21 protein-coding genes are annotated in these 22584 nt (G+C 73.5%); 12 read left to right on the top strand and 9 right to left on the bottom strand.

Annotated features, from left to right (window positions below; translation table 11 throughout):
• The first annotated feature begins 220 nt into the window (after positions 1 to 220).
• The 4 genes from TU30_RS25265 to fxsA all read left to right on the top strand — a co-directional run bounded on the left by TU30_RS25265 (position 221) and on the right by fxsA (position 4531).
• A complete protein-coding gene (locus tag TU30_RS25265; RefSeq protein ID WP_042173992.1) occupies positions 221 to 661 on the top strand; it encodes an Lrp/AsnC family transcriptional regulator in 441 nt (146 codons plus the stop codon).
• A gap of 110 nt (positions 662 to 771) precedes the next feature.
• The gene (locus tag TU30_RS25260) at positions 772 to 2415 is read left to right on the top strand and encodes an amidohydrolase (protein WP_042173990.1); all 1644 of its coding nucleotides are present in this window, start codon (positions 772 to 774) and stop codon (positions 2413 to 2415) included.
• Positions 2416 to 2942: 527 nt separating this feature from the next.
• Positions 2943 to 3842 carry a polyprenol monophosphomannose synthase gene (locus tag TU30_RS25255; protein ID WP_042173988.1) on the top strand — a complete coding sequence of 300 codons (900 nt, stop codon included), beginning with the start codon at positions 2943 to 2945 and terminating at the stop codon, positions 3840 to 3842.
• 107 nt (positions 3843 to 3949) lie between these two features.
• A complete protein-coding gene (fxsA, locus tag TU30_RS25250) occupies positions 3950 to 4531 on the top strand; it encodes an FxsA family membrane protein (protein ID WP_042173986.1) in 582 nt (193 codons plus the stop codon).
• A gap of 138 nt (positions 4532 to 4669) precedes the next feature.
• On the opposite strand, the gene TU30_RS25245 is transcribed toward fxsA, so the two are convergent.
• The 4 genes from TU30_RS25245 to TU30_RS25230 all read right to left on the bottom strand — a co-directional run bounded on the left by TU30_RS25245 (position 4670) and on the right by TU30_RS25230 (position 8137).
• Entirely contained in the window at positions 4670 to 5044 is a 375-nt protein-coding gene (locus TU30_RS25245) for an RNA polymerase-binding protein RbpA (RefSeq protein ID WP_042173984.1), read from the bottom strand.
• Between the two features lie 266 nt (positions 5045 to 5310).
• A complete protein-coding gene (locus TU30_RS25240; RefSeq protein ID WP_042173982.1) occupies positions 5311 to 6660 on the bottom strand; it encodes an MFS transporter in 1350 nt (449 codons plus the stop codon).
• A 47-nt stretch (positions 6661 to 6707) separates the two neighbouring features.
• Entirely contained in the window at positions 6708 to 7475 is a 768-nt protein-coding gene (locus TU30_RS25235; protein WP_042173981.1) for a glycerophosphodiester phosphodiesterase, read from the bottom strand.
• A complete protein-coding gene (locus TU30_RS25230) occupies positions 7472 to 8137 on the bottom strand; it encodes a YitT family protein (protein WP_042173979.1) in 666 nt (221 codons plus the stop codon). The genes TU30_RS25235 and TU30_RS25230 overlap by 4 nt, the downstream gene beginning before the upstream one ends.
• A 98-nt stretch (positions 8138 to 8235) precedes the next feature.
• Between TU30_RS25230 and TU30_RS25225 the strand changes: the two genes are divergently transcribed.
• Positions 8236 to 9735 carry a PLP-dependent aminotransferase family protein gene (locus tag TU30_RS25225; protein WP_042173977.1) on the top strand — a complete coding sequence of 500 codons (1500 nt, stop codon included), beginning with the start codon at positions 8236 to 8238 and terminating at the stop codon, positions 9733 to 9735.
• 68 nt (positions 9736 to 9803) lie between these two features.
• On the opposite strand, the gene TU30_RS25220 is transcribed toward TU30_RS25225, so the two are convergent.
• Together TU30_RS25220 and TU30_RS25215 are read right to left on the bottom strand one after the other, a co-directional pair.
• Positions 9804 to 11537 carry a membrane protein gene (locus TU30_RS25220; RefSeq protein ID WP_042173975.1) on the bottom strand — a complete coding sequence of 578 codons (1734 nt, stop codon included), beginning with the start codon at positions 11535 to 11537 and terminating at the stop codon, positions 9804 to 9806.
• A 48-nt stretch (positions 11538 to 11585) separates the two neighbouring features.
• On the bottom strand, positions 11586 to 11780 hold the full coding sequence (locus TU30_RS25215) for a membrane protein (protein ID WP_042173973.1): 195 nt from the start codon (positions 11778 to 11780) through the stop codon (positions 11586 to 11588).
• Positions 11781 to 12093: 313 nt separating this feature from the next.
• Between TU30_RS25215 and TU30_RS25210 the strand changes: the two genes are divergently transcribed.
• The 5 genes from TU30_RS25210 (at position 12094) to TU30_RS25190 (ending at position 17801) form a co-directional block, all read left to right on the top strand.
• Positions 12094 to 12486, top strand: a complete 393-nt coding sequence (locus tag TU30_RS25210) for an ankyrin repeat domain-containing protein (RefSeq protein ID WP_042173970.1) — start codon at positions 12094 to 12096, stop codon at positions 12484 to 12486.
• Positions 12487 to 12889: 403 nt separating this feature from the next.
• Positions 12890 to 14308: a hypothetical protein gene (locus tag TU30_RS25205; RefSeq protein ID WP_042173967.1), complete on the top strand. Its 1419-nt coding sequence runs from the start codon at positions 12890 to 12892 to the stop codon at positions 14306 to 14308.
• Between the two features lie 162 nt (positions 14309 to 14470).
• On the top strand, positions 14471 to 15595 hold the full coding sequence (locus TU30_RS25200; RefSeq protein ID WP_042173965.1) for a glycosyltransferase family 1 protein: 1125 nt from the start codon (positions 14471 to 14473) through the stop codon (positions 15593 to 15595).
• Positions 15592 to 16926 (top strand): glycosyltransferase, encoded by a 1335-nt coding sequence (locus TU30_RS25195; protein ID WP_078878507.1) that lies wholly within the window; start codon positions 15592 to 15594, stop codon positions 16924 to 16926. Before TU30_RS25200 ends, TU30_RS25195 begins: the two co-directional genes overlap by 4 nt.
• The gene (locus tag TU30_RS25190) at positions 16923 to 17801 is read left to right on the top strand and encodes an SGNH/GDSL hydrolase family protein (RefSeq protein ID WP_042173963.1); all 879 of its coding nucleotides are present in this window, start codon (positions 16923 to 16925) and stop codon (positions 17799 to 17801) included. Before TU30_RS25195 ends, TU30_RS25190 begins: the two co-directional genes overlap by 4 nt.
• Here TU30_RS25190 and TU30_RS25185 read toward each other — a convergent pair.
• The 3 genes from TU30_RS25185 to TU30_RS25175 are packed head-to-tail and all read right to left on the bottom strand — an operon-like array spanning position 17779 to position 20128.
• Positions 17779 to 18648, bottom strand: a complete 870-nt coding sequence (locus TU30_RS25185; protein WP_042173961.1) for a biotin-dependent carboxyltransferase family protein — start codon at positions 18646 to 18648, stop codon at positions 17779 to 17781. The two genes, TU30_RS25190 and TU30_RS25185, sit on opposite strands and share 23 nt — an antisense overlap.
• Positions 18645 to 19373, bottom strand: a complete 729-nt coding sequence (locus TU30_RS25180; RefSeq protein WP_078878506.1) for an allophanate hydrolase subunit 1 — start codon at positions 19371 to 19373, stop codon at positions 18645 to 18647. The genes TU30_RS25185 and TU30_RS25180 overlap by 4 nt, the downstream gene beginning before the upstream one ends.
• On the bottom strand, positions 19370 to 20128 hold the full coding sequence (locus TU30_RS25175; RefSeq protein WP_042173959.1) for a LamB/YcsF family protein: 759 nt from the start codon (positions 20126 to 20128) through the stop codon (positions 19370 to 19372). Before TU30_RS25175 ends, TU30_RS25180 begins: the two co-directional genes overlap by 4 nt.
• Before the next feature lie 133 nt (positions 20129 to 20261).
• Between TU30_RS25175 and TU30_RS25170 the strand changes: the two genes are divergently transcribed.
• Positions 20262 to 20966, top strand: a complete 705-nt coding sequence (locus TU30_RS25170; protein WP_042173957.1) for a GntR family transcriptional regulator — start codon at positions 20262 to 20264, stop codon at positions 20964 to 20966.
• 69 nt (positions 20967 to 21035) lie between these two features.
• Positions 21036 to 22562, top strand: coding sequence for a hypothetical protein (locus TU30_RS25165; protein WP_042173955.1), 1527 nt, complete (start codon positions 21036 to 21038; stop codon positions 22560 to 22562).
• Positions 22563 to 22584 lie beyond the last annotated feature (22 nt).

The raw sequence follows: 22584 nt of genomic DNA, 5'->3' as shown, positions 1-22584 counted from the left end.
CACAGCAAGCACTTCCCGTCCCCCGTCAGGGGTAATCACGAGGGCATCACGGAGACCGTTCGAAGGCTGTGGTGTTCGTCACACGCGGTCGCAGGTGTCCCCTGCGACGGCTTTGTCACCCCGCCCGGCCCGGGACGGGCACCCGGCCCGTCACGAACCGGCCATGACCTGGACGGCTCGGGTGTCCGACGAGATCGACGGCACTGTAGGTTCTTGCGCCATGGAGGAGCTGGACCGACAGATCGTGCAGCTGCTCGTCAAGGACGGGCGGATGAGCTACACAGACCTGGGCAAGGCCACGGGCCTGTCCACGTCGGCCGTGCACCAGCGGGTGCGCAGACTGGAACAGCGTGGCGTCATCCGCGGCTACGCCGCGGTCGTCGACCCCGATGCCGTCGGCCTGCCCATGACCGCCTTCATCTCGGTCAAACCGTTCGACCCCAGCGCCCCCGACGACATCGCGGACCGGCTCGCCGGCGTGCCCGAGATCGAGGCCTGCCACAGCGTCGCGGGCGACGAGAACTACATCCTCAAGGTGCGCGTGGCCACCCCGCACCAACTGGAGGAACTGCTGGCGCGCGTGCGCTCGCTCGCGGGCGTCTCCACCCGGACGACCGTGGTCCTGTCCACACCGTACGAGGCCCGTCCGCCGCGTGTCTGAAACCGTCGCGCGCGGGAGCGTCGGCGCGCGCGGGCGTACGCGGCGCGCCCAGGGTGTGAACAGCGGCCCTGGGCGCGGGCCGGGTCCACCGAGGGGCGAGACTGTGGGGCATGAGTGAACGCACCGTCCCGCCGTCCGCGGACCCGCAGCCCACGGACCCGCCGCGCACCGTCCTGCTCCGCCGCGGAGAGGTCCACAGCCCCGCCGACCCCTTCGCCACCGCGATGGTCGTCGAGGGCGGCCAGGTGGCCTGGGTCGGTTCCGAGGGTGCCGCCGACTCCTTCGCGGACGGGGTGGACGAGGTGATCGACCTCGACGGGGCGCTGGTCACCCCGGCGTTCACCGACGCTCATGTGCACACCACGGCCACCGGACTGGCCCTCACCGGTCTCGACCTGTCCGAGGCGCCCTCACTGGAGGCCGCGCTGGCCCGGGTACGGGAGTTCGCCGCCGCCCGCCCGGCCGACAGGGTCCTGCTCGGGCACGGCTGGGACACCGCCCGCTGGTCCGGCGGCCGTCCACCGACCCGTGCCGAACTCGACGCGGCCACCGGCGGGCGCCCTCTCTACCTCAGCCGGATCGACGTCCACTCCGCGGTCGTCAGCACCGCGCTGCTCGCCCTCGTCGATCGTGGGCAGGCCGGGGAGGACGGGCCGGACGGACCGCTCACCGGCGACGCCCATCACGCCGTACGCGCCGCCGCCCTGGATGCCGTCACGCCCGCCCAGCGCACCGAGGCCCAGCGCGCCGCGCTGGCGCGTGCCGCCTCGCTCGGCATCGGCACCGTCCACGAGTGCGGCGGCCCGGAGATCTCCTCCGAGGACGACTTCACCGGCCTGCTGCGGCTCGCCGCCGAGAGTCCCGGCCCGCGCGTCGTCGGCTACTGGGCCGAGCGGAACGTCGCCAAGGCGCGCGAACTGGGCGCGGCCGGTGCCGCGGGCGACCTGTTCGCCGACGGTGCCCTCGGCTCGCACACCGCCTGCCTGCACGCCCCGTACGCCGATGCCGGCCACACCGGCACCGGCCGGCTGGATGCCGCCGCGATCGCCGCCCATGTCGTCGACTGCACCGAGGCGGGTCTTCAGGCGGGCTTCCACGCCATCGGCGACGCCGCCGTCGCCGCGGTGACCGAGGGCGTGCGCGCCGCCGCGGAGAAGGTCGGCCTCGACCGCGTCCGGGCCGCCCGGCACCGTGTCGAACACGCCGAAATGCTCGTCCCCCGGACCACCGCCGCCTTCGCCGAACTGGGCCTGACCGCCTCCGTCCAGCCCGCCTTCGACGCCCTGTGGGGCGGCGAGGACGGCATGTACGCCCGGCGCCTGGGCGCGGCGCGGGCCCGCACCCTGAACCCCTTCGCGGCCCTGCTGCGTGCCGGTGTCCCGCTCGCCTTCGGGTCCGACAGCCCGGTCACCCCCCTCGATCCGTGGGGCACCGTCCGCGCCGCCGCCTTCCACCGCACGCCGGAGCACCGCATCTCGGTGCGGGCCGCGTTCACCGCCCACACGCGCGGCGGCTGGCGGGCGGTCGGACGTGACGACGCGGGCGTCCTGGTGCCGGGCGCGCCCGCCGACTACGCGGTCTGGCACACCGGCGCTCTCGTGGTGCAGGCGCCCGACGACCGGGTGGCGCGCTGGTCCACCGACCCCCGCTCCGGCACCCCCGGCCTGCCGGACCTGACCCCGGGCGGTGACCTGCCCGTCTGCCGGCGCACGGTGGTCGGCGGACGCACGGTCTTCGTACGGCCGGGCGAGTGATCTACGCGGGCCGCCCGGCGGCGCGCCCGGCGGCGCGCCCGCGTCGCGCGACCTGCACGTCCTCCCGCCGGTCAGGTATGAAAATCGCATTGCGTAGATCGGGCGGATGTTGACAGGCGGCGGGAGGCCGGTAGGTTCGGCCGGGTCCACCACCGGACGCCCGACCGGGGACTTCCGCCCACTCGTGGCAGCGCCGCTGGGTCAGGGACGGTGTGCCGTACGGCCCATCGCCACTGGGAGCCAGGCTCAGCGACGGCGCGGCACCGAGGGAAGGTTCCGGCGGGTCGACCGGAAGGTGTGACCCGGGTGGGGCCCGGTCGCTCAGTAGACAACGGCTTCAGGTCGACTCGCAGCCAGCGGGTCCCAGGTCGGCCCGAAGGGCGCCGGGCCCCCATCCGATGTGCGCACAACGGCGCACCGCTGTCCGATCGTCCGGCAACAACAGCACCGTATGAACGCCCTTTTACGCATCGTCGGCGGCCGTGGCCACTATGGTGGGACCCTGCACAGGAGATGAAGGGGCTGCAGTGAACGACGGCGACGGGACCCGCGTGGCGGAGACCCAGGGGAGGACCTTCGGCCCGCTCGGCAAGACCCTGGTGATCATCCCGACCTACAACGAGGCGGAGAACATCAAGGCGATCGTCGGCCGGGTGCGCAAGGCCGTCCCCGGGGCGGACGTCCTCGTGGCCGACGACAACAGCCCCGACGGCACCGGCACGCTCGCCGACGACCTGGCCGCCGGGGACGACCAGGTCCAGGTGCTGCACCGCAAGGGGAAGGAAGGCCTGGGTGCCGCTTACCTCGCGGGCTTCCGCTGGGGCGCGGAGCGCGGCTACGGCGTACTCGTCGAGATGGACGCCGACGGCTCCCACCAGCCCGAGGAACTGCCCCGTCTGCTCACCGCTCTCAAGGGCGCCGACCTGGTGCTCGGTTCGCGCTGGGTGCCCGGCGGCCGGGTGGTCAACTGGCCGAAGTCCCGTGAGTACATCTCGCGCGGCGGCAGCCTCTACTCGCGCATGGCGCTCGATCTGCCGCTGCGCGACATCACCGGCGGCTTCCGCGCGTTCCGTCGCGAGGCCCTGGAGGGTCTCGGTCTGGACGAGGTGGCTTCCCAGGGCTACTGCTTCCAGGTCGACCTCGCCCGTCGCGCGATCAAGGCCGGCTACCACGTCGTCGAGGTGCCCATCACCTTCGTCGAGCGGGAACACGGCGATTCGAAGATGAGTCGCGACATCCTGGTCGAGGCGCTGTGGCGGGTCACGGCGTGGGGCGTGGGGGAGCGGGTGGGCAAGGTCCTCGGACGCGAGGACGACAAGCGGGCCGGGCAGCCGAAGCGGGGTGGGCGGGCCGAGCAGGCCGCCGGGCCGGTGGCGACGGACGCGGAGGGGGAGAGGTCCGGACACACGGAACAGGTCACGCCGTAGGCCGGCCTGCCGCTCGGATCGTCCCGGTGCCGCGCGTTCCCGGTGGCCCGTTGTCGCGGGAGGCACCGCTTATCCCGAACTGAGCCGGTGTTCGGCACACTGGGACCATGACGACTGGTGCTCAGACCCCGAACCCCGCCCGGCCCCGGCGCTCCCGGCTGCGCACTTTCCTGCCGCTCGGCGTCGCCGCGTGGCTGGTGCTGGAGATCTGGCTGCTCACGGTCGTCGCCGGGGCGTCCAACGGGCTGGTGGTGCTCCTGGTACTGCTGGCCGGTCTCCTTCTCGGCTCGGTGGTCATCAAGCGCGCCGGCCGGCGCGCCTTCAAGAAGCTCACCGAGACGCTGCAGCAACAGCAGAACGGCATGCCGACCGAGCCCCGGCCGAACAGCGAGGGCAACGGCCTGATGATGCTGGGCGGACTGCTGCTGATCATTCCCGGCATGGTCTCCGACGCCGTCGGTCTGCTCCTGCTGGTGCCCCCGGTCCAGAAGGCCGTGAGCCGCCATGCCGAGCGCACCCTCGAGCGCAAGCTCCGCGAGGCCACCCGGGGCCCGCTGGGGGACGCCTTCCAGCACGCGCGTGTGCACCGGCCCGACGGAAAGGTCGTCCAGGGCGAGGTGATCCGGAACGAGCCCGGGACCGCACCGGGCGACTTCCCGCAGGAGCCCCGCCCCCCGCTCTCCCGCTGACGCCGAGAACGGGGGCGGCGCCACGACGCCGACAGGCGGCCGAACGCACACAGGACCGGGGGCGTCGTACCAACTGGTACGACGCCCCCGGTCCTGTGTGCCGCTGTGCTCAGTTCTCCCGTCGGTCCTTCGCCGGGATCAAGCCGACTTTCGGCTGTCCCGGGGATGAACCGCAATGTTCATCGCACCGGAGCGCAGAACGGCGAGACGCTCCTCGAGGACCTCTTCGAGTTCCTCTCGGGTACGTCGCTCCATCAGCATGTCCCAATGCGTACGCGCGGGCTTGGCCTTCTTCTCCTCAGGGCCGTTGCCGTCGACCAGGAGTGCCTGGGCACCGCAGACCTTGCACTCCCACTCCGGCGGGATCTCCGCCTCGACCGAGAAGGGCATCTCAAAGCGGTGCCCCTTCTCGCATGCGTACTCCACGGCCTGGCGCGGGGCCAGGTCGATGCCGCGGTCCGTCTCGTAGCTGGTCACCACGAGGCGCGTGCCGCGAAGAGCTCGCTCACTCATGAATCGTGCCTCCCGGGCTTGTCGCCCACAGGACAGGTGTCGCTGTCGTCGTCATCCGGTCAACGTCCGGTCGGCGGTAAAGATTCCCGTTCCGGGCCATGTGTCGCCGTTGTAGCCGCAGCCTTGTCAACCAGTGCAGTACCCACCGGCGCCCGGTTTGTCACATCTGATGAAAGACATGACACAGCGTTTCGGCATCTTTGACGCGCAGTAACGGTACACCTGGCAGGCCAAACGCGTACACTACAGCCCTTTCGCGCCGAGTGCTAAATCCTCTCCGGAACGGGATTCCCCGCGTGGGCGATCGCCCGGCGCACCGGCACCCGCGCGAGCAGCGCGAAACCGAGGACGAAGAAGGCCACCAGCGAGAGGATCGCGTCCCGGTAGCTGCCCGTCAGCTGGTAGGTCAGCCCGAACAGCAGCGGCCCGAGCCAGCTCGTCCCGCGGTCGCTCAGCTCGTACGCCGAGAAGTACTCGGCCTCCTTGCCGGGAGGTACGAGGTGCGAGAACAGCGACCGGGACAGCGCCTGGCTGCCGCCGAGAACCAGGCCGATCCCCGCGGCCAGGACGAAGAACCACACCGGCTCCCCGGCGGGCAGGAAATAGCCGGCGGCCAGCGTCACCGTCCAGGCGGCCAGCGAGCCGAGGATCGTGCGCTTCGCCCCGTGGACCCGGGCCAGCCGGCCCAGCGCCAGCGCGCCCACCACCGCCAGTACCTGGACCAGCAGCACGGCCACGATGAGGGTGGACTGCCCGAGCCCCAGCTCCTTCGAGCCGTAGACCGAGGCCTGCGAGATCACCGTCTGGATGCCGTCGTTGTAGACCAGGTACGCCAGGAGGAAGGCGAGCGTCAGAGGGTGGCGGCGCATGTCGCGGAGGGTCGCCGCGAGCTGCCGGAAACCGGTCGGGGCGCCCGCCTCCCGTGCGGGAGCGCGGCGGTCGCGCAGCCGCCGCAGCGGCACCAGGGTGAAGGCGCCCCACCACAGGCCCGCCGACGCCAGGCAGACACGGACCGCCATGCCCTCGGAAAGCCCGAAACCGTCATGGGCGGTGTAGAGGACCAGGTTGGCGACGAGCACCAGGGCGCCCGCCGCGTAGCCGAAGGCCCAGCCCCGTGAGGAGACCGCGTCCCGCTCCTGGGGCGTCGCGATCTGCGGCAGGTAGGAGTTGTAGAGCATCATCGCCACGGACTGCGCCGCGTTCGCCACGATCAGCAGCGCACCGCCCAGCAGGTACCGCTCGCCGTCGAGGAAGAACATGCACGCCGTCGCGGCGGCCCCGGTGTAGGCGGCGGCCGCGAGCAGCGGCTTCTTGCGGCCGGTGCGGTCCGCGGCGGCGCCCACCAGCGGCATCGCGAGCACCGCCATGACCACCGACAGGGAGACCGCGTACGCGAAGAAGGACCCCGCGCGCACCGGAACGCCGAACGGATGCACGAAGCCGTCCGCGTCCGCGGCGGCCTCGGCGACCGAGGTCAGGTAGGGGCCGAGGAACACGGTGAGCACGCTCGTGGAGTACACGGAACACGCCCAGTCGTAGACGTACCAGCCGCGCTGCTCGTACCGCCGGCCGGCCGCCTCGTCCGCCGCCGGTGACCGCACGGTGTCGTTGCCCACCCGAGCCCTCGCTTCCCCGTGAACGCGCTCGGCGGCCGGGCGGGGTCTCAGACCCAGATGCCGCGGTCCTCCATGACCTCGCGCAGTGTGCCGATGTGATCGGTCATGATGCCATCCACCCCCAGGTCCAGGAGCCGGTGCATCCGCTCCGGCTCGTTGACCGTCCACACGTGCACCTGAAGCCCCCGCGCGTGGGCGGTGCGCACGAAGCGACGGTCCACCACCGGGACGCCGGACCGGGCGTGGGGCACCTGGGCGGCGACGGCCGACCGGCGCACCGCCACCGGCACACCCCACGAGCGCAGCCGGAGGTTCAGCACCCCCCGCGTGCCGTACGACGTCGCGAGCCGGGGGCCGGCCAGCCGCTGGGCGCGCACCAGGCGTGCCTCCGAGAACGAGCCCAGGCAGACCCGGTCCCAGGCGTCCGTCCGCCCGATCAGATCCAGAAGGGGCAGGAGGGCCGGCTCTGCCTTGACGTCGACGTTCCACCGCACCTCGGGGAAGTCGCCGAGCAGCTCCTCGAACAGGGGCACCGGCTCCTGGCCCGCCACCCGCGCCTGCTCCACGTCCCGCCACGGCAGGTCGGCGATCAGGCCGGCTCCGTCCGTCACCCGGTCCAGGGTCGTGTCGTGGAACGCGACGAGCCGGCCGTCGCGGGTGACGTGGACATCGGTCTCGATGTAGCGATAGCCCGCCTCGACGGCGCACCGGAACTGGCGCGCGGTGTTCTCCAGACCGTCCGCCGCCCCGCCCCGGTGGGCGAAGGCGATCGGGCCGGGATGGTCGAGGTACGGGTGGCGTATCGGCGAAGTCACGGACGCAGTATCGCTCCACGCGGTTGACCCGTGGCAACGACCGTGCTGCCGCCGGATGCCGGGGGGACGGCGAACACCCGTAGGAACAGCTGGGCGAGCGGGCCGATCAACACCGCGTACAGCAGGGTCGCCACGCCCACGGTGCCGCCGAGGGCGAAGCCCGTGACGACCAGTGTGACCTCGATCACCGTACGCACCAGCCGGATCGACACCCCCGTGCGCCGGTTCAGCCCCGTCATCAGCCCGTCGCGCGGGCCGGGACCGAAGCGTGCCGCGATGTACAGCCCCGTCGCAGCGCCGTTCAGCACGATGCCGGCCGCCGTCATCGCCACCCGGAGGCCCGTGCCGTGCGCTTCGGGCACCACGGTCAGGGTCGCGTCCATGGCCGCCCCGATCACCAGGACGTTGGAGACGGTTCCCAGCCCCGGGCGCTGGCGCAGCGGGATCCAGAGCAGCAGCACCGCCGCGCCCAGGACGGTCAGCACCACGCCCATCGACAGGCCCGTGCGCTCGGACAGACCCTGGTGCAGCACGTTCCACGGCTCCAGACCGAGCCCGGACCTGACCAGCAGTGCCGAGCTCGCACCGTACAGCGCCAGGCCGGCGTAGAGCTGGAGCAGCCGCCGTGCGAGGTGCCCGTACCGGGGCGGGTGGCTGGACAAGATGTCCCCCTGTGGTGGAAGTGGACCGACGCATGACACCCTGTGGCGTGGATGGAGATCTCATCCATGGCCAATTCAGGGAAGGTGGACTGATCGCGATGGCGCAGTGGACCTCGGCGGTGGGGGCGGCGCAGCTCGCCCGGCTGCTCAACTCCCAGCAGGACCGCCCCGCCGGCCCCGGGACCCGCCGCCCACCCGCCTACCGGGCCCTCGCCGACGGCATCCGGCTCCTGGTGCTCGAAGGACGCGTCCCCGTGGCCGCCCGGCTGCCCGCCGAGCGGGAACTCGCCCTGTCCCTGTCCGTCAGCCGCACCACCGTCGCCGCCGCCTACGAGGCGCTGCGCGGCGAGGGCTTCCTGGAGTCACGGCGCGGTGCCGGCAGCTGGACCGCCGTCCCGGCCGGAAACCCGGTCCCCGCGCGAGGACTGGAACCGCTGCCCCCCGAGACGCTCGGCTCGATGATCGACCTCGGCTGCGCCGCGCTGCCCGCGCCCGAGCCCTGGCTCACCCGCGCCGTGCAGGGCGCTCTGGAGGAACTGCCGCCCTACGCGCACACCCACGGCGACTACCCGGCCGGACTGCCCGCGCTGCGCGCGACGATCGCCGACCGGTACACCGCACGGGGCATCCCGACCATGCCCGAGCAGATCATGGTGACGACCGGGGCGATGGGCGCCATCGACGCCATCTGTCACCTCTTCGGCGGCCGCGGCGAGCGCATCGCCGTCGAATCGCCGTCCTACGCCAACATCCTCCAGCTGATGCGCGAGGCCGGGGCCCGGCTGGTCCCCGTGGCCATGGCGGAAGGGCTGGCCGGCTGGGACGTGGACCACTGGCGCCGGGTGCTGCGGGAGGCGGCACCGCGCATCGCGTACGTCGTCGCCGACTTCCACAACCCGACCGGCGCGCTCGCCGACGAGGACCAGCGCCGCCGGCTCGTGGACGCGGCGCGGTCGGCGGGGACGGTGCTGGTCGCCGACGAGACGATGAGCGAGCTCTGGCTCGACCCGGACGTGGAGATGCCGCGCCCCGTGTGCGCCTTCGACCCGGCCGGGTCCACGGTGATCACGGTCGGCTCGGCGAGCAAGGCCTTCTGGGCCGGCCTGCGCATCGGCTGGGTGCGCGCGGCCCCCGACGTGATCCGCAGCCTCGTCGCCGCGCGCGCCTACGCCGATCTGGGCACGCCCGTCCTGGAGCAACTGGCGGTGAACTGGCTGTTCGGCACGGACGGCTGGGAGCGGGCCGTGGAGATCCGGCGCGCACAGGCCCGGGAGAACCGGGACGCGCTGGTCGGCGCGGTGCGCCGGGAACTGCCCGACTGGCAGTTCGAGGTCCCGCGCGGCGGGCTCACCCTGTGGGTACGCACCGGAGGGCTCTCGGGGTCGCGGATCGCCGAGGCGGGGGAGCGGGTCGGTGTACGAGCGCCCTCGGGACCCCGCTTCGGGGTCGACGGTGCGTTCGAGGGGTATGTGCGGCTGCCGTTCACCGTGGGCGGCGCGGTGGCCGAGGAAGCGGCGCTGCGGCTGGCCGCGGCGGCACGGATGGTCGAGAACGGCGGGACGTCGGGGGTGGAGGCGCCGCGCACCTTCGTGGCGTAGGGCCGGTCCGGAGGATCATGCCGGACGGGCGGTGAGGTGTGCCGACACGGTCGGCGCGCGGCGGACGGTCAGGAGGAGGACTCGGTGGCGGCCGCCTCCGCGGGGACCGGCTCCAGAGGGGTCTTGTCCGCGTCCGCCGCACGCGTGCCCGTGGCGGTCTTGTCCGTGGTGGTCAGGTCCAGGGGGTTCTTGTCCATGGAGTGCTTGTCCACGGGCGTCGCGTCCGCCGTGACCCCGCGCACGGGGCCGGGTTCCGGTGCCGTGCGCTCCCGCACCGCCCGTGCGCGGTCCTGGGCGGAGCGGGCCGGGAGCAGGTCCAGGACCGCCTGCCGCTGGTCGTCGCCGGTCGCGTCGTCGTACGGGTTCGGCGTGGCCGGGACCTGGAGACGGTGCACCGGGCCGGTGCCCAGGCGGGCGTAGCCGCGGCCCGCGGGGACGTGATCGAGGGGGGTGGTGTGCGGGGGAGCACCCAGGACGGCCGTCACCTGTTCCGGAGTCGCGGGGCCGAGGACGACACGCGCGCGGGTGTGCTGCCGTACCGCGGCGCTGAGGGTCTCCAGACCGTCGAGCTGATCGACGACGACGACCGTGACGTTCGCCGGGCGGCCGTGCCGCAGCGGGACCTGGAGCAGCGACTGGGGGTCCTCCCGCCCGTCGGCGGCGGCGAGGTGCGTGAACGAGCCGGGGCGGTCCAGCAGGATCCACAGGGGCCGCTTGGTGTCTTCGGGCGGCGGATCGCCCGCCTGGTGAGCACGGTTGGCCGCGACCAGGCGGCGCTCCGTCTCGTGCGCGGCCCACTGGAGACTCTCCAGCGCGCCCGCCAGGCCGCACTCGACGGCGAGCACGCCGTCCCGGCCGGTCAGGCACGCGTACTCACCGGTGCCGCCGCCGTCGACGATCACCACGTCGCCGTGGCGCAGCGCCTGGAGGGCGACCGAGCGCAGCAGGGTGGTGGTGCCGCTGCCGGGCTGCCCGGCCGCCAGCAGGTGAGGTTCGGTGGAGCGGATGCCGGTGCGCCAGACGACCGGGGGGACGTCGCGCCGCTCCTCGCCATGGGTGAGCGGCAGAGTCCGGCGCACCTGCAGGGGGTCGGTGAAACCGAGGACCGTCTCACCGGGAGACGTGACGAAACGCTGGGCGGTGATGTCGGCGGGCAGCGGGGTGAGAACCCGGACCGTGAGTTCATTGCCCTCCTCGTCCCAGGCGAAGTGGTATTCGCGGCCACGCCCCGACTTGGCGGCGAGCAGATGCTCGATCCGTGCGCGGGACTCCGCCTCGCCGTCGGTGTAGTAGGCGGGGTAGGCGATCACCAGGTGCTCGATGCGGCCGGTGCCGTCGAACTCGTACGCCGGGAAGGCTTTCTCCCACGTGCCGCCGTGGGTGTACAGGGGGTTGGGGTCGCCCGCCGAGGAGAAGTACGGCACCAGGGCGTCGTACAGCGACTTGAGGCGCTGGGCCTGTGACTCGTCGGGGCCGTCCGGTGCGGCCGGGGCACGGTCCCGGCCCTGCCAGGCCGCCGCCGCCATCAGGGTGATGGCGGCGAGCAGCGGACCGTACGGGAGCAGTGCGACGGCCAGCATCACCGACGCCACCAGGAAGAGCAGCGCACCTCGCCGGTCCTTGGGAGTGGCGAGCCACCTGCGCCGCCCGGCCGAGGCCAGCCGACGCAGTCCGCGCGCGATCGTGATCAGCGGGTGGAGGACGTCGGTGGCGCCGTCGGCCGCCGTCCGGGCCAGCTCCCGGCTCCGGGCGAGGTGGGCGCCGCGGTTGCTCAGGATGCGGGGAAGGGGACGCCGGGCCACTGCTGCCTCCAGGGCGTGGGTGAGGGGGGCGAGGACTTGGGGACGGGGTCAGAACCTGATGCCGCCGAGGAGGCCGGCCAGGCTCTCGCCGCCGGCCTTGATGCTCGGCGCGATGGCCGTACTGGCCAGATAGAAGCCGAACAGCATCGCCACCACGGCGTGCAACGGCTTCAGGCCGTCCTTGCGGCAGAGGATGAAGAGGACGATGCCGAGCAGGACGACGCCTGAGATCGAGAGGATCATGCGAGTTCTCCTGGTTCGCGGGGGACAGTCACCATGAGTACTTCCAGGCTCACAGAATGTATCTATACGACAAAAGGTGCAAGCGGGTGAACACGGGCTGATTTCGCCCGGTCGGCGGATCGTTCCCGGCCCGAACGACGTGGGCGGTTGCGCACGGCCGGGTATGCCGTGATCTTTGCCTCGGGCACGTCGGCCCACGTGCCGGGCGAGCCAGTACCCTGGCGATTCACCCGTACGGCTCTGCCCCGCTCGCAGACGTACGCCCTGTCCCCGATGCGCGGAGTGATCCGTGGTGAGAGGCGGTTCGGCCGATATGACTGAAGCCCCCGACCCCGAGGTCGTGGAGCTGGCGACCAGGATCTTCGACATGGCCCGGAGCGGCCGGACCGAGGAACTCGTGGCCTACGTCGACGCGGGCGTGCCGGCCAACCTCACCAATGACCGGGGCGACTCGCTCGTGATGCTCGCCGCGTACCACGGTCACGCCGACGCGGTCCGCGCGCTGCTGGAACGCGGCGCCGACGTCGACCGGATCAACGACCGGGGGCAGACCCCGCTCGCGGGAGCCGCCTTCAAGGGTGACACCGAAGTGGTCAAGGCCCTCCTGCGGGGCGGTGCCGATCCGGCCGCCGGCACTCCCTCGGCCGTCGACACGGCCCGGATGTTCGCCCGCGCGGAGCTGCTCGAGCTGTTCGGCGCGAACTGAGGCGCGCCGCCGCAGCGGACGAACGCGGCGGACGGGAGGCGGCGCGATGAAGAAGCGCACTGAACGGCCCTGGACCGCGCGGGCGCGCACGCTCCGACCGGCGAAGGCGCGGAAACGGCGGCGGAAACGCACGGCAAACGGGGGAGGCGGTGGAAGGCCGCCGGAATTCGGTCGCGGCAGATGTGACCGCCGGGTCATCATGACGACGTGATTCACGGACGCGATGGCTGGGCAGGTGTTGCCGCACCGCGCGGGCCGTGACGTGGTCCGCGAGGGCCCCGACGAGAGGCAGAGGAAGATGGTCTGCAGCAAGCAGGAAACGGCGGGCGCCCCGACGTGTTGGCACGCGGCCAGGTAATGCACGTCCCCGGTTGCGTCGACGCTTGATGTGAGGCTGTTTCCCATGTTCGATCCGGTCATAGCGCCCAGCGGTACGCTGCTCGGCCTGCTCCAGCGGGGTCGCGGCGACGGCACGCTGCACGCGCTCACCGCCCCGCGCTCCGAAACGCTCGAGGCGCTGAATCACTGCGTGCTCCACGACCCGCGCCACGACTGGCAGGTGGAGAACCGCTCCCTCTACTACGCCCGCCTCTACCTGGACCTGCACGGCGAACTGGACGCCATCGAGGCCCACCTCTTCGGTGCCGAGGACATCCTCGACACCGACGAGTCCCGCACCGGCCTCGCCCTCGCCGTGCTCGGACACCTGGCCTCCTACGGCAGGCGGGACGCGCTCGCCCTGTTGCGCAGGTACGCCGCCCGGGGGGCCAACTGGGCCTGGGCCCTGGACGAACTGGCCCTCCGGGACGACGACGCGGGCCTGCGCGCCCTCGCCGCCCCCGTGCTCGCGCGATTCGCCACCGACCCCGAGGGCGAGGCCGAACTGGCCGCCACCGTCCGCGACGCCTTCGAACCGCGCCCCTGGCGTTTGTGGGCCGACGACCCGCGTGAATCCGTCGCCACGCGCGTGCGGGCCGCCCAGGAGGCCGGCTGCTTCGACCGTTGGCAGCGGCAGATGCGCCCCGCCGGGCCCCGCCCCGGGTGGAGCGTGCAGGCCGTGTTCGCATGGGCCCAGCAAGGGATCGAGCGTGGTGCTGCTCTGCACGTCCCGGCCGCCCGCTGCCTCACCGCCGTCGCGGGCCCCGAGGACCGGCCCGAGATCGTCCGCGCCGCCGAGGACGGCACGGAGGGCGCCCGCTGCACCGCCCTGCGCTACCTGGCCGACGGCAACGACCCGGACGCCCTCACCCTGATCGAGCGGGCCGTGGCCGCCGGGCCCGCGCCCGTGGCGGAGGCCGCCGTCGACGCCTTCGAACGGATGCGGAGTCCCGCCGCCGTCGACCGCGCGCGCCGCTGGGCCTGCCGGCCCGACGCCCTGGGCGCCGCCGCCGGCCGCGTCCTCGCCTGCCGGGGCGGTGTCCAGGACCGCGACATGGTCCTCGCCGCCCTGCGCGAGGCGGTGCGGGGCGAGGGCCCCGACGCGCCGACCCTGTGGACTCTCGTCGACGGTGCCGGACGCCTGGACATCGCCTGCGCCGCTCCCGTGCTCCGGCACATCTACCGCGAGACCGCCTCCTCCCACCTGCGCGGCCGGGCCGCCCGTGCCCTCGCCGCCACCGACCCCTCCTACGGCAGCGGTTTCGCCGTCGAGTGTCTCTGGGACTGCGAGGAGTCCACCCGCGAGATCGCCGCGCGGCACGCCGAGACCGGCGACGCCCGGGTCGTCGAGCGCCTGCGCCGGCTCGCCGCCGACCCCGCAGAGGAGGCCGAGGTGCAGACCGCCGTACGCAGCCGGATGGGTCCCGGGGAGACCGTCGTGTGACCGCCCGGACGCGCGCAGCGTGAACAAGGGATGACCCGCGGGCCAGGCGCGCGTGGAGGGCGTTCGGCCCGAGTGGGTGCGCGGGGCAACGCTCACGGGACGTTCCCCCACCGGAAAGATCCACGTTGACGTGGCCACGTCCGGTGCGGCGAGAACACCCGTATGCGAGTCGTCATCGTGACCGAATCCTTTCCCCCCGATGTGAACGGCGTGGCCCACTGCGCGCTCCAGACCGCCCGGCACCTCGTCGACCGCGGTCACACCCCTGTCGTCGTCGCCCCCGCCACCGCGGGCCACGAGCCCGACGGCCAGGCTCCGTGCCCCGTCGTCCGGGTCCCCTCCCTTCCGCTCCCGGGTTACCCGCAGGTCCGCGTCGCTCTCCCCAGCCGACGCGTCACCGCGGCGATCGCCGCGCACGGGGCCGACCTCGTCCACCTGGCCAGCCCCTTCGTGCTCGGGGTACGCGGCATGGCGTCGGCCTCGCGTCTCGGTCTGCCCGCCGTCGCCGTCTACCAGACCGATCTCGCCGGCTACGCCCGCACGTACATGGGCGCCGGTCAGGCCACGGCCTGGCGCCGTATCAGGTCCGTGCACTCGGCCGCCGACCTCACCCTCGCCCCGTCCGGCGCCGCACAGAGCGACCTCCAGGCGCATGGCATCCCCAGGGTCAAGCTGTGGCCGCGCGGCGTGGACACCGTCCGCTTCCGGCCCGACCTGCGCGACGAGGCGCTGCGCCGGGAACTCGCCCCGAACGGTGAGCTGATCGTCGGCTATGTCGGCCGGCTCGCCCCCGAGAAGCAGGTCGAGCTGCTGGCCGGGGCGAGCACCCTGCCCGGAGTACGGGTCGTCGTCGTGGGCGACGGACCGAGTCGGCCGAGCCTGGAACAGGCCATGCCCGGCGCGGTCTTCCTGGGACGCCGCACCGGCGACGAACTCGCCCGCCTCTTCGCCTCGCTGGACGTCTTCGCCCACACAGGCCCCTTCGAGACCTTCTGCCAGACCGTGCAGGAGGCCATGGCGAGCGGTGTACCCGTGGTCGCGCCCGCCGTGGGCGGCCCGCTCGACCTGGTCGTCCACGGGCGAACCGGGTTCCTGGTGCCGCCGCGCGACGCCGCCGCGGTCCGGGACGCGGTGTGGTCCCTGGCCGCGGACCCCGGACTGCGGGCCTCCTACGGGGCGGCGGGGCGCGCCATGGTCGAGGGACGTACCTGGGCCGCCGTCGGGGACCAGCTGATCGGCCACTACGCGGACGTGCTCGCCGGGCGCCGGACGGCGGTGGCGGCATGAACGCGACCGCGGGAACGGGCGCTCGGCCGACCGGTGCTCCGCCTGCAGGGGGCCCGGCGCTCCGCCCGGTGCCGGCGACGGCAAACGGCTTCCAGAGGGCCGAAGGCCCGCTGCGGATCGTACGGCTCGCGAACTTCGTCGCACCGGCCTCCGGCGGACTGCGCACCGCCCTGCGGGAACTCGGCAAGGGCTACCGGGCGGCGGGGCACGAGCCCGTGCTCATCGTCCCCGGCGACCGGGCGGGCGACCGGCAGACCGGGCAGGGGCGGGTGATCACCCTGCCGGGACCGCTGTTGCCCGGCACCGGCGGCTACCGCGTCCTCACCGACAAGCGACGGCTGACCGCCCTGCTCGAGGAACTGGCGCCCGACCGGCTCGAGGTGTCCGACCGTACGACCCTGCGCTGGACCGGGAGATGGGCGCGGCGGGCGCGGGTGCCCGCGGTCATGGTCTCCCACGAGACCGCCGACGGCGTGCTGCGCACCTGGGGCATGCCGGAGGGGGTCGCGCGGCGCACCGCCGACGCCCTCAACATCCGTACCGCCCACACCTACGCGCGCGTCGTGTGCACCACCGAGTTCGCCGAGAGGGAGTTCGCCCGGATCGGCGCCCGCAACGTCGTACGGGCGCCGCTCGGTGTCGACCTGACGGAGCGGCACCCCGCGCTGCGCGACCCCTCGGTGCGGGCCCGCTACGCGCGCGCGGCGGAGACACTGCTGCTGACCTGCACCCGGCTGTCCGTGGAGAAGCGGCCCGGTACGGCGCTGGACGCGCTCGAGGCGCTGCGGCGGCGTGGACGGCAGGCGGTGCTGGTGGTGGCCGGGGACGGTCCGCTGCGGAAGCGGCTCGAACAGCGTGCGCGGGAACGCGGACTGCCCGTCGTCTTCCTGGGCCACGTCCTCGACCGGACGTTCCTCGGCGCCCTCCAGGCCTGTGCCGACGTGTGCCTGGCGCCGGGCCCCGCGGAGACCTTCGGGCTCGCCGCGCTGGAGGCGATGGCCTGCGGGACGCCCGTGGTGGCGAGCACCTCGTCCGCGCTGCCGGAGGTGCTCGGCCCCGCCGGGGCGATTGCCGCGGACCGGGGAGAGTCGTTCGCGGACGCCGTCGAACTCCTGCTGGGACGGCCGGAGACGGAGCGGCGCGAGGCGGCACGCGCGCGTGCGGAACGCTTCGGGTGGGAGGCGGCGGTGACGGCCTTCCTCGACGCCCACGAGGCCCCGCGGCAGGTGACCGTACGGGACGGCCTGCGGGAGAGCGCCCTGGAGAACGGACGGGAGGGCGTGGTGCCGGCCCGGTACGTGCCCGCGGTGCTGCCGGGAGGCCCGCTGTGAGACCCGTGCGCTTCGTGGCCCTCGGAGACTCACTGACCGAGGGCGTGGGGGATCGCACCGCCGGTGGATGGCGGGGCTGGGCCGCGCTGCTCGCCGGGTCGCTCGGCGAGCAGCCCGCGCGGTTCACCAACCTCGCGAGGAGCGGGGCGCGGACGTGCGACGTGCTCGAAGCGCAGCTGCCCGTGGCGCTGACCCTGGAGCCCGAGCTGGTCTCGGTCGTCGTCGGGGTCAACGACACGCTGCGCCAGAGCTTCGACATCCACGCCGTCGCCAGACGACTGGACCAGGTGTACGCGGCCTGCACCGCCCAGGGGGCCGTGCTGCTCACCGCGTGTCTGCCCGACCCCGGCGGCGTCATGGGCCTGCCCGGGGCACTGGCCAGGCCGCTGGCCCGGCGGCAGCGTGCGGTCAACACCGTCGTCCACGCACTGTCCGACCGGTACGGCGCGGTCCACCTGCACGCCGGTGAGGGCGACTGGGTCACCGACCGCGCGATGTGGAGCGTGGACCGGATGCATCCCGGAGAGCGGGGACACCGTCAACTGGCACTGAGGTTCCACGCACTGCTGGCGGAACGTGGCCTCGCGGCCGGACCGGCGCCCTCGCCGGAGCCGCAGTCCGCGGCGCCCGCCCCGGGGGCGAGCCTGTGGTGGATGGTCACCGCCGGCACCGGATGGGTGGCCCGCCGGTGCACCGACCTGCTGCCCCAGCTCCTCACGCTCGCCGCCGACGAACTGCGGCACCGCGCGCGGGGCACGAGCATCCGGCTCGACCTGCGGGCCTCCGCCTCGGTGTCGGCGGCACTGGCCGCCCTGTCGGCGGGGGAGCAACGGCCGGGCACCTCCCAGGGATTCAGCGGCGCCCTACCGCAGTGAAGCGGACCGGGGTGCCCGGGACGGCCTGAGCGGCGGCCGGGAGGTCGGCGGGGCGGACCACCGCGATCACCGGATAGCCCCCGGTTGTCGGATGGTCGGCCAGGAACACCACCGGCCTGCCGTCCGGCGGAACCTGCACCGCGCCCAGCACCATGCCCTCGCTGGGCAGTTCGTCCGACCGGGCCCGTTCCAGAGAGGGGCCGACCGTGCGCAGCCCGATGCGGTTGCTCGCGGGGGACACGTGATAAGCGCGGGAGGTCAGGGTCCGTAGCGCGTCCGAGGTGAACCAGTCGTCGCGCGGCCCCGGTGTCACCCGCAGGATCAGCTCGTCCGGAGGCGCCGGCTGCGGGGCGACATCCACGCGCGCGAGGAGCCCGCGCGGCGCCCCCAGAGGGAGGACGGCGCCGTCCGCGAGGGGCGCCGGACCGAGGCCCGAGAGCAGGTCGGTGGAGCGGCTGCCGAGTACCGGCTCGACGGCGATCCCCCCAAAGACGGCCACATAGGCGCGCACGCCGGCGACCGCGGGTCCGACGTCCAGCAGCGATCCGGCACCCACGCGCACCGGTGCGCCCCAGGCGGCCGGGCGGCCGTCCACGGTGACGGGGCAGGGGGCGCCGCCGACCGCGACGACCACCTCCGCGCGGGGGCGTACGGCGCAGCCGGTGAGGGTGGTCTCGAGGACCGCGGCGTCGGGCGGATTGCCGACCAGCCGGTTGACGAGGGCTGCGGCGGGTCCGTCCAGGGCACCGGAGCGGGGCACCCCGAGATGGGCGTGCCCGGGGCGCCCGCGGTCCTGCACGGTGGTCAGGGCTCCCGCCCGTACGACGACGAGCGCACGGTCCTTCATACGGCGGGTTCTGACGTGTTCGTGGGGCATGGAGTGTCCGAGGGGCCGGTTGCTTTCGGGGCTTTTGCGGGTCCCGGCGCGTTCCAGGTCTCCTGTACGCCCGTGGGCTGCGACGGTTCCACCGGGACGAAGCGCACACGGGTGCCGGGGGAGAGGAGCGCCGCGGGTGCCCGGCCGGGGTCCCACAGCACCAGGTCCGTCGTACCGATCAGCTGCCAGCCGCCCGGCGACGACCGCGGGTACACGCCCGTGTAGGAACCCGCCAGCGCCACCGAGCCCTCTGGCACCGAGGTACGCGGGGTCGCCCGGCGGGGCACGCCGTAGTGGCTCGGCAGCCCCGTGAGATAGCCGAAGCCGGGCGCGAAACCGCAGAAGGCGACACGGAACTCGGTACCCGCGTGGATACGGGCCGCCTCCCGAGCGGTGACGCCCCAGTGCGCCGCGACGGCGGCCAGGTCCGGGCCGTCGTAGCGCACCGGGACCTTGACCGTTCTCCCCGCGCGCGGGGGCACGGGAGGCAACGCCACGGCCGTCAGCTCGGCGGCCAGCCGGCCGGGGTCCGCCAGGCCGTCGAGCAGGACCGTGCGCGCCGCCGGAACGAGCTCGCCGACCGGCAGCGAGCCCTCCGCCCGGCGCCGCAGCAACGCGGAATGGAGCGCCTGCGCCTCGCCGTCCGAGGAGACCTCGACGAGCAGGGCGTCCGCACCGACGGGCAGAACCCTCATGCGAACGCCTCCACCCGGATGCCCGACGCCTCCAGACGCGCGCGGACCCGTCGGGCCAGCTCCACCGCTCCGGGGGTGTCGCCGTGCAGGCACAGGGAACGTGCCCGCACCACGATGCGCCGCCCCGAGTGCGCGTCGACCTCTCCGGACCGGGCCAGGTCCACCGAGCGTGCCACGACGGCTTCCGGGTTGCTCACCAAGGCGCCTTCCCGGTGGCGGGGCACCAACGTCCCCTCGTCGCCGTACGCGCGGTCGGCGAACGCCTCCGGGACGACAGGCAGCCCCGCCTTTCCGGCCAGCTCCAGCAGTCGTGACCCGGGCAGGCCGAGGACGGGCAGCGCGGCATCGGCGAGGAGCACCCCGTCGACGACCGCTCCGGCCTGGTCCTCGTCGCACACGACCCGGTTGTAGAGCGCCCCGTGCGGTTTGACGTAGGCCACGCGGGCCCCCGCCGCGCGTGCGAACACCTCCAGGGCGCCGATCTGGTAGGCCACTTCGGCCGTCAGTTCGGCGGACGGCACATCCATCGCGCGCCGTCCGAAGCCCGCGAGGTCCCGGTAGGAGACCTGGGCGCCGATCCGCACCCCGCGTGCGGCGGCCAGCTCGCACACCCGGCGCATGGTGGCCGCGTCGCCGGCGTGGAAGCCGCAGGCCACGTTGGCGCTGGTGACGACGGACAGCAGCCGCTCGTCGTCGGTGAGCCGCCAGCGGCCGAAGCCCTCACCGAGGTCGGCGTTCAGGTCGATCGAGATCATGGAAGGCCCGTCTCCCCTCGTCGGGCCGGGGCCGTGGAGCCGGACCGGGCCGTGGAAAGCACGGTAGATATCGTTCAACGATCCTTCAATACCCGTGTTGTCTCGTTCTCACCCGTGCGATTGAATTCCGGGCATGGCAGAGCAGCTGAGCGGACTGGCCGGCGACCGCGCCCTGTTGGGCCGCACCAGCACTGCCGAACGGGTCTCGGACATCCTCAGGAGCCGGATCACCGAGGGGTACTTCCCGCCCGGGACACGTCTGCCGGAGGACAGCATCGGCGGCGCGCTCGGCGTCTCCCGCAACACCCTGCGCGAGGCGTTCCGGCTGCTCACCCACGAGCGCCTGCTCGTCCACGAGTTGAACCGGGGCGTCTTCGTGCGGGTCCTGACCGTCGAGGACGTCGAGGACATCCACCGCACCCGCCGCCTCGTCGAGTGCGCCGTCGTACGAGGGCTCCGGGAGTCGCCCCGCCGGTTCGACGCGCTCTCCGAGGCGGTGCGCGAAGCGCGCGCTGCGGCGCGCGAAGGCGACTGGAACGCAGTGGGTACGGCCGACATCCACTTCCACCGGGAACTGGTGGCGCTGGCCGGCAGCGAACGCACGAACGAGCTGATGCGCAGCGTGTTCGCCGAACTGAGGCTGGCTTTCCATGTGGTGGACGAGCCCCGCCGGCTGCACGAACCGTACATGGCTCGCAATGCGGACATCCTCCGGGCTCTGCGGTCCGGGGAGCGGGACCGGGCCGAGGCGCTGCTGGCGGGGTACCTCGACGACTCGCTCGAGCGCATGACGGAGGTCTGCCGGCGCGGGGCGGGGACGGCGGAACAGGGTGTGTGACCACCGCGACACCGTGACGCATCTGCGTCGTTTGGGTGGTTGTCAGACCGAGGACCTAGTCTGTGCACCGTGACTTCACCAGCATCGACGGACAGTGCTCCGCCCCAGCTCAGCGCGGGGCCGCGGCCCGCTTTGGGCCCGGCGGCCGACGAGGGGCTGGCCCGGCGGCTGCGCGCGCTCGCCTGCACCGCGCCGTTGCACGACCTCGACGCGCGCAAGGCCAACCTGGCCGGCGAGTACTCGGTGTACGGCATGGCGGAGATCGCCCTGGCGGCCATCGACCTGGTCACGCTGAACATGGACTTCGACACGGGCGCCGACCACGAACAGATAGTGGCCCGGCTCATCCCGCGCATCGCCGCCCAGGCCCCGCGCCGGCCCGCCGGTGAGCACGAGCGGGTGGCCCGCTGGGTCCTGGAGAACCTGATCAACGTCGGCAGCGTCGACCGCGGCTTCCGCGCCGTGTACGGCGTGTTCGGCGCGGACGGCACCTACGTCCGCCGCGACTACGACTTCAAGCTCATCGAGGAGGTCCCCGGTACCGGCGGCACGGTCTACCTCCGCACCACGGACGAGGCGGTCAACGTCCTGGTCGGCGCCCTGGACACCGACGTCGCCAGCGCCCAGATCGCCGCCGAGGTCAAGCTCGAGGTACTCATCAACCGCGGCAGGCTCGCCGACGCCCAGCTCGCCGCCGAGCAGGCCCGCTACCGGACCGTGCAGTACTCCGAGTCCCTGCGCCGCGCGCTGGATGCCACCCGGCGCAATGTGCGCGCGGTGGACTGGCTGAGTGCCGTCCCGGACATGATCGCCGAGGCCCTGGACCACGTCGCGGACCGGTACCGCCACGAGAACGCGATCCTCACCAACATCCGCAGAGCCCGCGACGAGTCGGAGGACCCGGAGCACAAGCGCAGGGCCGCCGAACTGGTGGACATCGTCAAGGACTGCATCCGCAGGCACACCCAGCTGCAGTCCCGGCTGCTGGAGGCCGGCCCGCTGTTCCGCGCCGAACAGGACCGACAGGCCTTCGCCACCCCCGCGTCGTCCTCGGGTACGGACCTCTACGGACACCTCCTGGCACCGCTGCTCCCGCTGCCCCTGGAGCAGGCGGTCCGGGTCACCGACGCCTTCTTCGCCCGCGGCACCGGACTGCGTACACCGGTGTCCGTCCGGGTCGCCGACCTCGTCGGCATCCTGCTGACCCCGCCGGTGGAGCGGGAGCACCTGGGCGCCGAGATGCCGGAACCGGACCTGATCGCCACGCCGGACGACAGCCGCTTCACCGAGGGGCAGCTGGCGGCCGCGACCACATTGCTGGCACTGCCGGCCGACGCGCCCCGCCGGCTGTCCGGACTGCTCGCCGAGGCACGCCGTCAGGACCCCGAACTGCCTTACCTGGTGGCCCTGTTGGCGGTGCACGCCGCCAGCCCGCCGGTCGGCACCGCCTACCGCCAGGGCGAGCGGCGGCTGCTCTTCGCGGTGGACGACGGCGTCGAGCTGGACGACCCCGAGTTCGGCGGTGCCGACCTCATCGTCGGTACGGCCCTGCTCGACGCGGCGGGCATGGCCGCGGACCGGACGGAGGCCGCGTGACGACGCCTTCGCCGGAGGTCCG

The sequence above is a fragment of the Streptomyces sp. NBRC 110035 genome (genome assembly GCF_000829695.1).
Taxonomy (GTDB): domain Bacteria; phylum Actinomycetota; class Actinomycetes; order Streptomycetales; family Streptomycetaceae; genus Streptomyces.
The sequence above is the reverse complement of the archived record's forward strand: the minus strand, read 5'-3'. Positions and strand labels throughout refer to the sequence as shown.